This window comes from Saccharothrix carnea (assembly GCF_003014735.1).
Lineage (GTDB): Bacteria > Actinomycetota > Actinomycetes > Mycobacteriales > Pseudonocardiaceae > Actinosynnema > Actinosynnema carneum.
In genome coordinates this window covers 406,318-421,624 of record NZ_PYAX01000003.1, presented here as the reverse complement: position 1 = coordinate 421,624, position 15,307 = coordinate 406,318, and the positions used below count along the sequence as shown (strand labels likewise).

The window sequence follows — 15,307 nt, the reverse complement described above, 5'->3', positions numbered from 1 at the left end:
CGCTACCGGAGGGTCTGGCCCTTCGTCTCGGGCATCGTGAGGATCACGACGAACGCGATGGCGGCGCCCGCCGCGACGTAGAAGAAGAACGTGCTGCCCGGCAACCACTGGATCACCAGCGGCGCCGTGCCGCCGAACAGCGCCACGGTCAGGTTGTACCAGGAGCCGATGCCCAGGGCCCGCAGCTCGGTCGGGAACAGCTCGCTCATCACGGCGGGCGCGATCGACGTCATGGCCGTGTAGAGCCCGAGCCCGACGCAGAACACCAGAAGCAGGTTGCCCACACCCGGCCCGATCAGCGTGGACAGCGGCACCACCAGCACCGCCGTCGCGGCCGACCACGCCAGCAGCTGCGGCTTGCGGCCGAACCGGTCCGACAGCGCGCCCATCGGGTACTGCAGGATGATGAACAGGCAGGTCGCGATCGACAGGGCGAGGAACACGTCCCCGTCGTCCGCGCCGCGCTTGGTCACCGCGAACGGCGTCAGCGCGCTGAAGAACGTGTAGTAGCACAGCGTCGACAGCATGGTGAAGCCCACGAGCCGCCCGACCGCCTTGGGGTGCTCGCGCAGGGTCGTCAGCAGCGGTCGCTTGAGCTGCTGCGCCTTGACCTTGTTGTGCTCGAACTGCTCGGTCTCCTCCAGGCTGCGCCGCAGCCACAGGCCCACCAGCCCCAGCACACCACCCACCAGGAACGGGATGCGCCAGCCGTACGACGCCAACTCCGCCTTGTCGAGCGTCTGGGCCAGCACGTACCCGAGCAGCGACGCGGCCAGCACCGCGGCGCCGGTGGAGATGTAGAAGAACGCCGAGTACCGCCCCCTCCGGTGCGGCGGCGCGATCTCCGCCAGGTACGCCGAGGCGTTGGAGACCTCACCACCCAGCGACAGTCCCTGCGCGATGCGGGCCAGCAGCAGCAGGACCGGCGCCAGCCATCCGACCTGGGCATAGGTCGGCAGCAGGCCGATGGCCACCGAACCGCCCGCCATCAGGATGATGGTCAGCAGCATCGCCGTCCGCCGCCCGCGCAGGTCGGCGAACCGCCCGAGCAGGTACCCGCCCAACGGCCGGAAGAAGAACGCGATCGCGTACGCCGCGAGCGTGTTGATCAGCGCGAGCCGCGGGTTGTCCTTGGGAAAGACTTGGGTGGCGAAGTAGATCGAGAACGTCGCGTAGATGGTCCAGTCGTACCACTCGATGGCGTTCCCGATGCTCGCCGCGACGAGCTTGCGGATGGGCAGGCGGTGCTTGGTCTCGGTCTCCGTCTCCAGAGCAGCCATGGGTTGGACACAACCACAAAGCAGCCGAAGCCGGTAGATCCTTCACCGAACCCCGTCGTGCTCGGCCCTACGAGTCGTCCGCCTTTGTCGTGCTCAGCGCCGCGAGTCCCCCGCCGCGCGCCACTCGACGGCCAGCAGCCCGAACAGCAGGTCGTCCGTCCACTCTCCTTTCAGCCACGTGCTCGACACCCGGTGCCCCTCCTGCCGGAACCCGAGCCTGGTCAGCAGCCTCGCCGACCGGATGTTGCGGGCGTCGCACTCGGCGGACAACCGGTGCAGGCCACGCACCTCGAACAAGTACGCCAGCACCCGCCGCACGGCTTCCGTCGCGTACCCGCGCCCCTGGTGGGCGGTCGCCAGCGTGTACCCGATGTCGGCCTGCATCCGGTTCTCGTGCAGCCCCACCCCGACGTCCCCGACGAGCACCCCGTCCGCCTCGACCGCGAACTGGTACCAGCCCGGTGCGGTCGGATCGGCCGCGGCGACGTCCCGCACGAACTCCTCGGCCTGCGCCAAGGAGAACGGTGCCTCCCAACCCTGGTACCGGGCCACCTCCGGATCCGACCGGTACTCGGCGAACGCCGGTGCGTCGGCCGCGGTGAAAGGCCGCAGCAGCAACCGTTCCGTCGTCAGTCTCACCCCGTCGCTCCCACCCCTCTCGTCACGCCGTCACCGCCAACGCGAACGGCAGCACCGCCGACGCACCCGCCCGCCTCAGCAGCCGTGCGGCGACCGTCATCGTCCACCCGGTGTCGACCTGGTCGTCCACCAGCAGCACCGGACCGTCCACACCGGACAGGTCCGGCACGTCGGTCTCCCGCACCAGCCCCGCCAACCGCTGCGCGCTGTTGGCCCGCCGCGTCGCCGGGCCCAACCACACCTGCCCCAGCAGCGGCAACCGGCCCACCCCGGCGATCCGCTGCCCGAAGCTGCCCACCAGCGCGGGCCTGCTCCGCGACCCGACCGTCACCACGCCCACCGGCCGGTCCGCCCACCCCCACGCGGACAGCACCTTCACGCACGCGGCGAACACGTCCTCGGGGATCTCCTGGTCCTCCGCCGCGAACAGCGACCGCAACCGGTTGCCCCAGCCGATGTCGGTCAACCGCCCCAGCGCCCGCCCCGTCGCCGCGACCTCGCCCGGCGGGATCTTCCCGGACAACGACACCCCGACCGCCGCCATCCCGGTCGGCCACATCTTGCGCGGCTCCACCTCGACGCCGGGCCGCAGCAGCCGTTCCCGCGCCGCCGACGCCGCCGCGTCCGACACCTCCGCAGACGGGCGCTGCCCCGTGCAGTTGTCGCACCGCCCGCACGGCGCCGCGTGCGGGTCGTCCAACTGCCGCAGCAGGAACTCCATCCGGCAGCCGTCGGTGGCCAGGTAGTCCAGCACCGCCTGCCGCTCCACCTGCCGCGCCGCCTCAATCCGCTCGTACCGCTCGGTGTCGTAGGACCACGACTGCCCCGTCGACACCCACCCGCCGCGCACCCGCCGCACGGCGCCGTCCACGTCGAGCACCTTCAGCACCACTTCGAGCCGGGTGCGCGACAGCTCCACCATCGGCTCCAGCGCCGCCGTCGACATCGCCCGGTCCGCCGGCAGCACGTCGAGCACCTGCCGCACCACGTGTTCCGGGGGGAACGCCAACGACGCGAAGTACGCCCAGATGTCCTTGTCCTCGGGCCCGGGCAGCAACAGCACCTCGGCCCGCTCCACGCCACGACCCGCGCGGCCGATCTGCTGGTAGTAGGCGATGGGGGAGGGCGGCGCGCCGAGGTGCACCACGAACCCCAGGTCGGGCTTGTCGAACCCCATGCCCAGCGCCGAGGTCGCCACCAGCGCCTTGACCCGGTTGGCCAACAGGTCTTCCTCGGCCCGCTGGCGCTCGGCCGGGTCGGTGCGCCCCGAGTACGCCGCCACCTCGTACCCGCGCTCGCGCAGGAACGCCGCCACGTCGTCCGCCGAGGCCACGGTGAGCGTGTAGATGATCCCGGAGCCGGGCAGCTGCTCCAGCCGCTCGGCCAGCCACCCCAGCCTGGCCTCGGCGGTCGGCAGCCGCACGGCCGACAACCGCAGGCTCTCCCGGTCCAACGGCCCGCGCAGCACCAGCGTGTCCGTGCCCGCGCCCAGCCCCAGTTGCTCGGCCACGTCACGCACCACCCGGTCGTTGGCCGTGGCCGTGGTGGCGAGCACCGGCACCCCGGCGGGCAGTTCGGTCAGCAACGTCCGCAGCCGCCGGTAGTCCGGCCGGAAGTCGTGGCCCCAGTCGGAGATGCAGTGCGCCTCGTCCACCACCAGCAGCCCGGCCGACGCGGTCAACGACGGCAGCACCGTGTCCCGGAAGTCCGGGTTGTTCAGCCGCTCCGGCGACACCAGCAGCACGTCCACGTCACCGGACGCCACCCGGTCCTGCACCTCCTGCCACTGGTCGGTGTTGGCCGAGTTGATCGTCGCCGCGTGCACCCCCGCCCGCGCGGCGGCGTCGACCTGGTTGCGCATCAGCGCCAGCAACGGCGACACGATCACCGTCGGCCCCTCGCTTAGGGACCGCAGCAACGCCGTGGCGATGAAGTAGACGGCGGACTTGCCCCACCCCGTGCGCTGCACCACCAGCGCCCGCCGCCGCTCGGACACCAGCGCGTGGATCGCCGTCCACTGGTCGTCACGAAGGACCGCCTGAGGGCCCGCCAATGCCCTCAGCCGTTCCTCGGCCAGTTCGCGGAGTGCGCCTTCGTCCATCGTTGGTGGTCCTCGCTCGCTCGGACGATTCGGTCGCCGGGGACGCGACCTCATGGCCCACACAGTGGCAGACACCCCCGACAAGACGGACACCTGTGCGACCGTTCCGCGCCGGCTTCACTCGATCGTGGACGGGCGTCCGATCCGCGAGAACCTCGGCGACAGCCGCGGCCGGGTGACCGTAGGCTGGACGACGTGACTGATGACCTGCGCGAACAGGTGCACGCCGCGGCCCGGCGCGCCCGTGTCGCCGCCAACGAGCTCGTCCTCGCCACCCGTGAGAGCAAGGACGCCGCACTGCACGAGATGGCCGCCGCGCTGCGCACCCGCGCCGCCGAGGTGCTGGAGGCCAACGCCAAGGACCTCGAAGCGGGCCGCGCCGCCGGCCTCACCCAGGGCCTGCTGGACCGCCTCACGCTCACCGACGCGCGCATTGAAGGCGTGGCCCAGGGCCTGGAGACGGTCGCCGGCCTGGCCGACCCGATCGGCGAGGTGCTGCGCGGCTCGATCCTGCCCAACGGCCTGGAGCTCAAGCAGGTCCGCGTCCCGATGGGCGTGGTCGGCATGGTCTACGAAGCCCGCCCGAACGTCACCGTGGACGCGGCCGGCCTGGCGCTGAAGTCCGGCAACGCGGCCCTGCTGCGCGGCTCGTCCACCGCCGAGCACTCGAACGCCGCGCTGGTCGTGATCCTGCGCGACGCGCTGGAGACCGCGGGCCTGCCCGCCGACGCCGTGCAGCTGCTCCCGTGCCACGACCGCGCCTCGGTCACCCACCTGATCACCGCGCGCGGCCTGGTCGACCTGGTCATCCCGCGCGGCGGCGCGGGGCTGATCAACGCCGTCGTGCAGCAGGCCACCGTGCCGACCATCGAGACCGGCGTGGGCAACGTGCACGTGTACGTGGACGCGAGCGCCGACCTCGACATGGCGCAGCGCATCGTGCTCAACTCCAAGACCCGCCGCACGAGCGTGTGCAACGCGGCCGAGTCCCTGCTGGTGCACGCCGCGATCGCGGACGAGTTCGTGCCCCGCATCACCGACGCCCTGAACGCGCAGGACGTCACCATCCACGGTGACGAGCGGTTCGCCCGCGACCCCAGGGTGCAGGCCGCCACCGACGACGACTGGGGCACCGAGTACCTGTCGCTGGACATCGCGGCCCGCGTGGTCGGCTCGATCGACGAGGCCATCGCGCACATCGCCGAGCACGGCTCCGGCCACACCGAGGCCATCGTGACCAGCGACCTCAACGCGGCCCGCCGGTTCACCGCACGCGTCGACGCGGCGGCGGTCATGGTCAACGCCTCCACCGCGTTCACCGACGGCGGGGAGTTCGGCATGGGCGCGGAGATCGGCATCTCCACCCAGAAGCTGCACGCCCGCGGCCCGATGGGGTTGACCGAGCTGACCTCGTCCAAGTGGGTGGTCTGGGGCGAGGGGCACGTCCGGCCGACGTCGTGAGCAGGCCCCGGGACGCCGCCGCGACCAAGGCGGCGTTGCTGGACGCCGCCACGAAGCTGTTCGGCGAGCGCGGGTTCGACCGCACCACGGTGCGTGACATCGCGGGCCTCGCGGGCGTGAACCAGGCCTTGCTGTTCCGCTACTACGGCAGCAAGGACGCCCTGTTCGCGACCGTCCTGGCCACGCAGAGCCGTGAGCTGCTGGAGGACTCGCCCGCCGAGCACCTGCTCCGCAACGTGCTGCTGCGGATCATGGAGGAGAGGCCGAGACCCGAGGACCACCCGTTGTACGCGGTGCTGCGGTCTTCGCACCACGACTCGGCGGCGGAGGTCGTGCGGCGGCAGATGGGGGAGGAGTACGCGCGCGCTCTGTCGTCCCTTACGGACGCGGAGGACGCGGAGCTGCGCGCGGACCTCGTCCTGGCGTGGGTCGTGGGGATCGGCGTGCTGCGCGGCGTGTTCGGCAAACAGCCCCTCGCGGACGCCGACGCCACCACCGTCACGGCTCTGGTGACGCAGGCAGCGTCCGTCCTGCTGGAGCACACGCGACTCGGTTGACGGTCCGTAGCGATCTGCCTACTGTCGGATGTAAGCGAATGCTTACATGGGGGTAGACGATGGAGACCAGGTCCTATCCGTTCGCCGAGCTCGACCACCTGCAGATCAACCCCACGTACTTCGAGCTGCAACGGGACGAGCCGGTGGCCAGGGTGCGGCTGCCCTACGGCGGCGAGGGGTGGCTGGCCACCCGCTACGAGGACGTGAAGACCGTCCTGGCGGACCCGCGGTTCAGCCGCGCGGCGGTGATGGAGCCCGGCGCCGACGTGCCCCGCACCCTGCCCACGATGCCGACCGAGACCAACATCCTGAGCATGGACCCGCCGGACCACACGCGGCTGCGCAAGCTGGTCGCCAAGGGGTTCACCTCGCGGCGCACCGAGCAGCTGCGCGACCGCGCCCAGGAGATCGTGGACGGCCTGCTCGACGCCATGGAGGAGCAAGGGCCGCCCGTCGACCTGGTCGAGGCGCTGGCCATGCCGCTGCCCATCACGATCATCTGTGAGCTGCTGGGCGTGCCGTTCGAGGACCGGGGCCAGTTCCGGGCTTGGTCGGAGGCGGCGGTGGCGATCACCGCGTTCACCCACGAAGAGATCATGGCGGCCAACCAGGCGCTGCGCGCCTACATCGGCGAGCTGGTCGAGCGCAAGCGCGCCCAACCCACCGACGACATGCTCTCGGTGCTGATCGCCGCGCGCGACAACGACGACCGGCTCAGCGAGGAGGAACTGGTCTCGTTCGGGGTGACGCTGCTGGTCGCGGGCCATGAGACCACCGCGAACCAGATCGGCAACTTCGTCTTCCAGCTGCTGCGCATGCCGGACCGGCTCGCCGAGCTCCGGGCGGACCCGTCGCTGGTGCCCGCCGCGATCGAGGAGCTGCTGAGGTTCACCGCGCTGGGCGGTTCCGCGGGCTTCCCCCGCATCGCGACCGCCGAGGTCGAGCTGTCCGGCGTGACGATCAAGCCGGGGGAGGCGGTGTTCGTCAACAACATCACGGCGAACCGCGACCCGTCGGTGTTCGAGAACCCGCACGAGGTGGACTTCCACCGCGCGCACAACCCGCACATCATGTTCGGCCACGGCGCGCACCACTGCATCGGCGCGCCCCTGGCCAGGATGGAGCTGCAAGTCGCGATCGGCACGCTGCTCAAGCGGTTCCCGCTGCTCCGGCTGGACGGCGACGTGACGTTCAAGAAGGGCCGGCTGATCCGGGGTCCGCAGGCGCTGCCGGTGAGCTGGTGACCCGGATCGGCTCTTCGAGGTTGCTCAGTGCGGTTCGGAGGTCGAGTTCGGCCGGCTCGCGCGGGCAGACTGTCACGAGACCCGAAACGACTTCCGGTGAGGTGGTAGACCGATGAGCGAGTGGACGATCGAGGTCGACCGGGCCGCGTGCCTCGGCACGGGCATGTGCACATCGATCGCGCCGGGTCACTTCCGGCTGGACGGCAGCACGTCCACGCCGGTCAAGTCGGAGGTCGAGCCGGACGACGCGGTGGTCGACGCGGCGGAGTCGTGCCCGATGGAGGCGATCCTGGTGCGATCGGCGGACGGCTCGGTGCTGGCGCCGCAGGTGTAAGCCAAAAAGTTCGGCGAACCGCGTCATAGCCGCGTGACGTGCGCGTTCCTCCTTCGTGCGGCTCTCATTCGGGGATGGGCCGCGCGATCCGCGGATGCGGCCCACTCCCCCGGGCCGCGACCGGGGGACCAGTGCGCGGGCGGCCTTTCGGGGAGCGACCGGCCGCCCGCGCACGACCCGAACCAGTGCCGCGACCGGCAGCCTTCGCCCCGTGTTCCGGCGGTCAGACGGGTGGATCGCGGTGCCGGCCCCACGTCCTCATCCTGGTTGGCTGTGGGCGTGGGGCCGGTGCCGCGAGGCGCCCTGCTGAGTGTCGGAAGACGCGGTGAAGGTTGCCGGTCGCGGGACTAGGCTCATGTGCCATGTCGAACCGGCGGATCGGCGTCATGGGTGGCACCTTCGACCCCGTGCACCACGGCCACCTGGTCGCGGCCAGTGAGGTCCAGGCCCGCTTCGACCTCGACGAAGTCGTCTTCGTGCCGACCGGTCAGCCCTGGCAGAAGAGCGAGCGCGCGGTCAGCGCCGCCGAGGACCGCTACCTGATGACGGTCATCGCCACCGCGTCCAACCCGCGGTTCTCGGTCAGCCGGGTCGACATCGACCGGCCTGGGCCGACGTACACCGTCGACACCCTCACCGACCTCAAGGTCAAGTACCCCGACGCCGACCTGTTCTTCATCACGGGCGCGGACGCGTTGGAGCAGATCCTGTCGTGGCGGCGGGCCGATGACGTGTTCGGTCTCGCCCACTTCATCGGGGTCACCCGACCGGGTTATGAATTGGTCGACACACACCTGCCACCAGGAGCGGTATCGCTGGTGGAGGTGCCCGCGATGGCCATTTCGTCGACCGCCGTGCGAGCTCGGACGGCGTCCGGACTGCCCGTCTGGTACCTCGTGCCGGATGGTGTCGTTCAGTACATCAGCAAGCGCCGGCTTTACTCGATGCCGGACTGAGCCCGGACGCCGGTACCCTCATTGACTCGTGCGGGCGTAACGGCGTCCGCCGGTGTGATGAGGAGTGACGTGGCAGCCACCGACGAGGCACGACGGTTGGCGCTGGTCGCCGCTAACGCGGCAGCCGACAAGAAAGCGCACGACGTGATCGTGCTCGACGTGTCCGACCAACTGGTGATCACGGACTGCTTCGTGATCGCCTCCGCTCCGAACGAGCGGCAGGTCGGCGCGATCGTGGACAACGTTGAGGAGAAGTTGCGCGAGGCCGGGCGCAAGCCGGTCCGCCGTGAAGGCGCGCGCGAGGGTCGTTGGGTACTGCTGGACTTCGTGGACGTGGTCGTGCACGTCCAGCACGTCGAGGAGCGCACCTTCTACGGCCTGGAGCGGCTGTGGAAGGACTGCCCGCGCATCGAGTTCGACGCCGGGCCCCCGGCCGACGAGGTCGCCGAGGCATGACCCTGAACCGGCTCGTGCTGTGGCGGCACGGTGAGACCGACTACAACGCGACCGGCCGCATGCAGGGCCACCTGGACTCGAACCTGACCGAGACCGGGTGGAACCAGGCGCGGTTCGCGGTGCCGGTGCTCGCCGGGTTCGCGCCCGAGCTGGTGGTCGCCTCCGACCTGCACCGCGCCCGGGACACCGCGACGGTGTTCACCGACGCGACCGGTGTCGGGCTGCGCATCGACGAACGGCTGCGCGAGACGCACCTGGGCAAGTGGCAGGGGCTGACCTCGACCGAGATCGAGGTGGAGTGGCCGGGCGCGCTGGACCTCTGGCGGGTCGACGGCACCTTGGCCCCGCCGGACGGTGAGACGCGCGTGGAGGTCGCCGAGCGCGCGCTCGCCGTCGTGAACGAGGTGGACGCGGAGTTCTCCGACACGGTCATGCTGTGCGCGCACGGCGGCCTGATCAGCGCGTTGACCGGACGGTTGCTGGACCTGCCGGTCGACCGCTGGGCGCTGCTCGGCGGCATCGGCAACTGCCACTGGACGGTGTTCACCCGCCGGCCGCACGGCGACGGCAGGTGGAGGCTGTCGTCGTACAACGCCGGAATCACCCGGTGAGACTGCTCGTCGTCGGCGATTCGCTCTCGTTCCACGGTCCGCAGGGGCCGTTGCCCGCCGATCATCCCCGGTTGTGGCCGAACGTCGCCGCGTCCGCGCTGGGTGGGCACGCGGAGCTGGCGGCGGGGTTCGGCTGGACGGCCCGGGACGCCTGGTGGTCGTTGACCGGGGACCCGCGGGTGTGGTCGTTGCTGCCGCGCACGGACGTGTTGGTGCTGGCCGTGGGGCACATGGACACGCTGCCGTCGCCGTTGCCGACCTACCTGCGGCAAGGGCTGCGCTACCTGCGGCCGGACGGGTTGCGGCGGCGGGCGCGGGCCGGGTACCGGACGTTGCAGCCGGTGCTCTCGCGGGCGTTCTGCGGGTATCCGGTGGCGCTGCCGCCGAGGTTGACCGTGCGTTACCTGGACGATTCGGTGTGTGCTGTGCGTGCTCTCGCGCCGGGGGTCAGGGTGGTCGGCATGACGCCTTCGGTGCACTGCTCGGCTGCTTACGCGGGCGTGCACAGTGGGCGTGCGGCGGCGGAGCGCGCTATGCGCTCGTGGGCGGCAGAGGTGGACGTGCCGCTGCTTGACGTGCCGCCTGTCGTGGGCGAGCACGTTCGGTCACGGCGCGGCAACCCGGACGGCCTGCACTGGGGCTGGGAAGGGCACGAGCTGGTCGGGCGGGCGATGGCGGAACTGATCAGGTCCGTGGCGGTCGGCCACTCGGGTGTGGCGGAGCCGTAGTCTCGGCACTCGTGTCCACCACGATCGTCACCGACTCCACGGCGTACCTGCCCGAGGGGTTCGCCGAGCGCAATGGCGTCCGGGTCGTGCCGCTGCACGTGGCCGTGGACGGTCGCAGCAGGTTGGACGGGGTGGACTTCGGTCCGGCGGAGCTGGCCGCGGCGTTGGGCGAGCACCGCCGGGTGACCACGTCCCGGCCGACGCCGGGTGAACTGGCCGAGGTGTACCGGTCCGTGCTGGCGGACGGCGCTGAGGGGATCGTGTCCGTGCACCTGTCCCGTGATCTCTCGGGCACGTGGGAGGCCGCGCGGCTGGCCGCGGAGGAGGTCGATCCGACCCGGATCCGGGTGGTCGACTCGCGGGCCACGGGCATGGGCCTGGGGTTCGCCGTGCTGGCCGCCTGCGCTGCCGGTGGTGACCCGGTGTGCGCGGAGGAAGCCGCGGTGGCCGCCGCCGCCCGGGTCAGGATGTTCTTCTGCGTGGAGACGCTCGACCACCTGCGGAGAGGCGGGCGGATCGGCGCCGCCGCCGCGCTGGTGGGCACCGCGCTGGCGGTGAAGCCGTTGTTGCACGTGGACGACGGTCGGATCGTGCCGCTGGAGAAGGTGCGCACGATGGGCCGGGCGATCGGCCGCCTGGTCGACCTGGCCGCGTCGGCGGCGGGTTCCGGACCGGTGGGCCTGGCTGTCCACCACTTGGCCGCGCCGGAACGCGCGGCGGAACTGGCGACGTTGCTCGACGAACGCGTCCCCGGCTCGACCGGCTGCCTGATTTCCGAGGTCGGAGCGGTGATCGGCGCGCACACGGGCCCCGGTGTGCTGGGCGTGGTGGTGCTGCCCGGAGGGGTGTCCTAGCCCCAGTTATCCAGCATTCAGCGAGTTGTCCACAGATCCCGAACTGCCGCCCCACCCCCTGCGCCATCCGGCCTAACGTCGACCGCATGTTCGACAGAAACCCGGAAACCACCACTGCCCGCCTCAAGGCCCTGGTCTCCCAGGAACGGGGCAGGCATCGCGCAGCGGACGCCGAGACGCTCGTCTTCGTCTCATCGGCCGGTGACGCCGCCCCACCCAATTCCCTCGGCCGCCTGCTGCGCCGCTGGCTGCCCGAGCAAGCCCTTCCCCACCGCCGCAGATTCCTGCTGGCAGGCGTCATGGCCGGCGTGGCGCTGGCGGTCGCCTTGGCCCTGTGGTGGCAGCGGCCCGAGCCGGAAACCCCACCAGACCTCCCGGTAGCCGAGGCCGCGGCCGTCACCCGCGCCGAGGACCAGCTGGTCGTCAACGTCGTGGGCCAGGTACCCACCCCAGGCCTGGTGACCGTCCCCAACGGCGCCAGGGTGGCCGATGCCCTGCGAGCAGCGGGCGGAGCGAACCCGGGCGCCGACCTGACCCCACTCAACCTCGCCCGCAAGGTGACCGACGGCGAGCAGATAGCCGTCGGCATCCCCGCACCCCAACCGGCCGAAGCGACCACCGGACCACTGAACCTCAACACCGCGACCAAGGACCAACTGGACACCTTGCCCGGCGTCGGCCCGGTGACCGCCCAACGAATCATCGACCGAAGGCAGAAGCGCGGCCCCTTCACCTCCCTGAACCAGTTGGGCGAGATAGAGGGCATCGGCGACGCCAAGCTGGCCAAACTCCGCGACCTGGTCCGCCTCTGAGCACCCACCCCACCCGGAGACCTCATGCACCCCATCGACGGCAGCCCAACCCCCGCCGGCCCACAAACCCCGCCCAACCCGACCGGCTCCCCAGCGGATCACGTCACGCCAACCCCTTACCTGCCAACCATTCCCACCCAACGAACCGCATCGAACCTCAACCAGGCCAACAGCTGTCACGCCGACTCCCGCCACCGCACATCCCACCTCCCGACCAAGGTCCGCCGCGCCATCCACACCGCCCGCACCCGCCTCACCACCCTGTCCAGGTTCCGCTGGGTGAGCTCATGAGCCCGATCTGCGCACCGCCCCGACCAGGAGGCCGAAGTCCGCCCGCACCGGCCTGCCCCTGGCAGTAGGCAGCACGTCCGACCTCTGGGGACCCAAGTCGTCGCACACCGGTCCCCTGTGCGGACCCGGTCCCGGCGGTGCCGGGGGGCCTGGGGTGTTCGAGCCGCTGGCTTGGCAGCTGCTGTCCCTGATGGTCCGCAGTCCGCTCGGTTGTTGTCGCCGTTCTCGGTGGTTACGTCTGGAGGTCGAGTCGTGAATCCCCGCGCGTACCTGGTGCCGGCGGCGCTGGCGGTGTGGGCGACGGCGTTGGCCGGGCTGCTCTGGGCGTGGTGGGCGGCACCGGCGGCCGGTCTGGTCGCCGCACTGCTCGGCGGCCTGGTGCTGCGCCCGTGGCGGCCGGCGGCGGTCGCGGTGGTTGTCGCGGCTCCGGTCGCGGCGTTGTGGATCGGTGCTCAGGCCCACGGGGCTGTCCACCACCCCCTGCGGGAGGCGGCGAGGGCCGGGGCGTCGGCCACCGTCCACTTCGAACTCGACAACCGGCCGCACGGGCTGCGCACCAGTGGCTTCGGTTCGCGGGCGGGCGGGGTCGACCTGGTGTTGGTCCGGGGGACGCTCGATGACGGTGGTCGGATCGTCGTGTTGGCGTCGGCGGCCCGGTGGCGGGATCTCCTGCCCGGTCAACGGGCCACCGCACGCGGCACCCTGGCCCTTCCCCGGGGTGGCGAGCTGACGGTCGCGGTGCTGCGGGTTCGTGGGCCTCCGCAGAACGTGACGGAAGCACCGGTGTGGCAGCGGGTCGCCGAGGACCTGCGGGCCGGACTGCGAAGAGCGAGCACGGCGCTCGACCCCGAACCGGCCGGGTTGCTGCCCGCGCTCGTCGTCGGTGACACCTCCGCCCTTCCGCCCAGGGTGGTGGAGGAGTTCCGCACGGCGGGGCTCGCGCACGTCCTCGCGGTCAGCGGGGCGAACCTGGCGATCCTCTGCGGCGCGGTGCTGTTGCTGCTGAGGCTGCTGAGGATCGGTCCGCGCGGGTGCGCGGCGGGGGCGATGGTGGCGCTGGTCGGGTTCGTCGTGCTGGCCGGGCCGGAGCCGAGCGTGTTGCGGGCCGCGGTGATGGGTGCGGTGGCCTTGCTCGCGTTGGTGCTGGGTCGGGAGCGGTCGGCGTTGCCGGCGCTCGCCGCGGCAGTGGTGGTCCTGGTGCTCTCCGACCCGGAACTCGCCACCGACCCGGGGTTCGGGCTGTCGGTGGTGGCGACGGCGGCGCTGGTGCTGCTCGCGCCGAGGTGGGCCGCCGCCATGAAAGACCGGGGCGTCCCGGTGGGCTTCGCCGAGGCGCTGGCGGTGCCGGTGGCCGCGAACCTGGCGACCGCGCCGCTGGTCGCCGGGCTCTCCGGCCAGGTCAGCCTGGTCGCGGTGCTGGCGAACCTGCTGGTCGCTCCGGTCGTGGCCCCGGCGACGGTGCTCGGGGTGCTGGCCACCCTGTTGGCACCGGCGCACGAGCCGGCGGCCCGGCTGGTCGTCGAGGTGGCCGGTCCGGCGGCGAGCTGGTTGATCACCGTCGGCAGGCACGCGGCGGCCGTGCCGGGAGCGGCGGTCGCGTGGCCCGGCGGCTGGGTCGGCGGGGTGTCGCTGGCCGGGGTGCTGGTGCTCGGCTACGCGATCACCAGGCTCCGCCGGGTGCGGGCGTTGGCCGTGGCGGTCGTGGTCGGCGCGGTGGTGGTGATCGTGCCGCTCAACGTCGTCTCGCCGGGCTGGCCGGTGCCCGGCTGGTCGGTCGTGGCCTGTGACGTCGGGCAAGGGGACGCCGTCGTCCTCGCCACCGCCGAGCGCGACCGGGCGGTGCTGGTCGACACGGGGCCGGACCCGGTGCCGGTGCTGTCGTGCCTGCGCCGGCTGGGGGTGCGGCGGATACCGCTGCTGGTGCTCAGCCACCTGCACGCCGACCACGTCGGCGGGCTGGCCGCGGTGATGGCCGAGCGAGGTGTCGGTGCGGTGGCGGTGGGGCCGTCGCGGCAGCCGGAGTGGGCGTGGGAGGAGGTGGTGGAACGAGCGCGGGAGGCCGGGGTCCGCGTGGTCGAGCTGGGCGCCGGGCAGCGGCTGAGCTGGCCGGGACTGGACCTCGACGTGCTGGGCCCGCGTGCGGACCCGGTGGGTGAGACGAACACGGCGGTCAACGACGCGTCGCTGGTGCTGCGGGCCACCACCGCGGCCGGGCGGGTGCTGTTGACCGGCGACATCGAGCTGGCCGGGCAGGCGGACCTGCTCGGCGGGCACGTGGACCTGCGGGCCGACGTGCTCAAGGTGCCGCACCACGGGTCGCGGTACTCGTCACCGGCGTTCCTCGCGGCGGTCCGGCCGCGGATCGCGCTGGTGAGCGTCGGTGCGGGCAACCGCTACGGCCACCCCAGCGGGGTGCTGGTCGACGCGTTGACGAGCCGAGGCGCGCTGGTGCTGCGCACGGACCGGGACGGCGACACCGCCGTCCTGGCTGGCCCGGACGGGCCGCGGGTCGCCCGCAGGGGCGGCAGCCATGCCGACAACGGACAAGGGGAGAACGATGAGGAACGACGTCTGGATCCGGTTGCACTCCGGCTGGTCGCCGCGAGGCGGCAACCGGGCCGTGGCGTGGGCGCTGTGGCAGCCGGGCTACACCGCCGAGCCGTGGCCACGGGACGAACTGCGTCCCGCCTTCACCTATTACGTCTGCGAGGACCTGCCCGGCGGCGAACGCGGCATCGTCGCCAGGGCGACGGCGGTCGGCGTGATCCGCCTGGCGCAGGTGCCCTCGGCGGACACCGCCTACCGCCTGGTCGCCGACGCCCTGTTCGACGCCGACCTCACCATGGCGCCGGAGGAGTGGCACGCCGAGCGCTACAACCAGGAGAAGGCGGAACGTCCCTGGCCGCAGATGCTCACCGCCTGGCGGGTGGTCACCGAACCGGTCGGGCCGCACGTCCTGCCGGAGCTGTCCGCGTTCCCCCGG

13 protein-coding genes and 1 pseudogene are annotated in these 15,307 nt (G+C 72.0%); 11 read left to right on the top strand and 3 right to left on the bottom strand.

Annotated elements, in window-relative coordinates; translation table 11 throughout:
• Window positions 1–2: 2 nt before the first annotated feature.
• The 3 genes from B0I31_RS10295 to B0I31_RS10285 form a co-directional block, all read right to left on the bottom strand.
• Window positions 3–1,280, bottom strand: a complete 1,278-nt coding sequence (locus B0I31_RS10295; RefSeq protein ID WP_106615094.1) for an MFS transporter — start codon at window positions 1,278–1,280, stop codon at window positions 3–5.
• Between the two features lie 93 nt (window positions 1,281–1,373).
• Window positions 1,374–1,919, bottom strand: coding sequence for a GNAT family N-acetyltransferase (locus B0I31_RS10290; protein ID WP_106615093.1), 546 nt, complete (start codon window positions 1,917–1,919; stop codon window positions 1,374–1,376).
• Between the two features lie 22 nt (window positions 1,920–1,941).
• Window positions 1,942–4,020: a RecQ family ATP-dependent DNA helicase gene (locus B0I31_RS10285; protein ID WP_106615092.1), complete on the bottom strand. Its 2,079-nt coding sequence runs from the start codon at window positions 4,018–4,020 to the stop codon at window positions 1,942–1,944.
• 195 nt (window positions 4,021–4,215) lie between these two features.
• Between B0I31_RS10285 and B0I31_RS10280 the strand changes: the two genes are divergently transcribed.
• The 11 genes and pseudogenes from B0I31_RS10280 to B0I31_RS10230 form a co-directional block, all read left to right on the top strand.
• Window positions 4,216–5,481 (top strand): glutamate-5-semialdehyde dehydrogenase, encoded by a 1,266-nt coding sequence (locus B0I31_RS10280; RefSeq protein ID WP_106615091.1) that lies wholly within the window; start codon window positions 4,216–4,218, stop codon window positions 5,479–5,481.
• Window positions 5,478–6,038, top strand: coding sequence for a TetR/AcrR family transcriptional regulator (locus tag B0I31_RS10275; protein ID WP_106615090.1), 561 nt, complete (start codon window positions 5,478–5,480; stop codon window positions 6,036–6,038). Before B0I31_RS10280 ends, B0I31_RS10275 begins: the two co-directional genes overlap by 4 nt.
• 59 nt (window positions 6,039–6,097) lie before the next feature.
• Window positions 6,098–7,282, top strand: coding sequence for a cytochrome P450 (locus B0I31_RS10270; RefSeq protein ID WP_106615089.1), 1,185 nt, complete (start codon window positions 6,098–6,100; stop codon window positions 7,280–7,282).
• Between the two features lie 112 nt (window positions 7,283–7,394).
• Window positions 7,395–7,616: a ferredoxin gene (locus B0I31_RS10265; protein WP_106615088.1), complete on the top strand. Its 222-nt coding sequence runs from the start codon at window positions 7,395–7,397 to the stop codon at window positions 7,614–7,616.
• Between the two features lie 362 nt (window positions 7,617–7,978).
• Complete coding sequence (gene nadD, locus B0I31_RS10260) at window positions 7,979–8,572, top strand: nicotinate-nucleotide adenylyltransferase (protein WP_106615087.1); 594 nt, start codon at window positions 7,979–7,981, stop codon at window positions 8,570–8,572.
• A 69-nt stretch (window positions 8,573–8,641) separates the two neighbouring features.
• The gene (rsfS, locus tag B0I31_RS10255) at window positions 8,642–9,028 is read left to right on the top strand and encodes a ribosome silencing factor (protein ID WP_073889589.1); all 387 of its coding nucleotides are present in this window, start codon (window positions 8,642–8,644) and stop codon (window positions 9,026–9,028) included.
• Entirely contained in the window at window positions 9,025–9,639 is a 615-nt protein-coding gene (locus tag B0I31_RS10250; protein WP_106615086.1) for a histidine phosphatase family protein, read from the top strand. The genes rsfS and B0I31_RS10250 overlap by 4 nt, the downstream gene beginning before the upstream one ends.
• Window positions 9,636–10,367 (top strand): diglucosylglycerate octanoyltransferase, encoded by a 732-nt coding sequence (octT, locus tag B0I31_RS10245; protein ID WP_245949788.1) that lies wholly within the window; start codon window positions 9,636–9,638, stop codon window positions 10,365–10,367. Before B0I31_RS10250 ends, octT begins: the two co-directional genes overlap by 4 nt.
• A gap of 11 nt (window positions 10,368–10,378) precedes the next feature.
• Window positions 10,379–11,221 carry a DegV family protein gene (locus tag B0I31_RS10240; RefSeq protein WP_106615084.1) on the top strand — a complete coding sequence of 281 codons (843 nt, stop codon included), beginning with the start codon at window positions 10,379–10,381 and terminating at the stop codon, window positions 11,219–11,221.
• An 86-nt stretch (window positions 11,222–11,307) separates the two neighbouring features.
• Window positions 11,308–12,033 carry a ComEA family DNA-binding protein gene (locus B0I31_RS10235; protein ID WP_106615083.1) on the top strand — a complete coding sequence of 242 codons (726 nt, stop codon included), beginning with the start codon at window positions 11,308–11,310 and terminating at the stop codon, window positions 12,031–12,033.
• Window positions 12,034–12,576: 543 nt separating this feature from the next.
• Window positions 12,577–14,847 (top strand): annotated as a pseudogene (locus B0I31_RS10230) (DNA internalization-related competence protein ComEC/Rec2); the annotation flags it as partial.
• Between the last annotated feature and the right edge of the window lie 460 nt (window positions 14,848–15,307).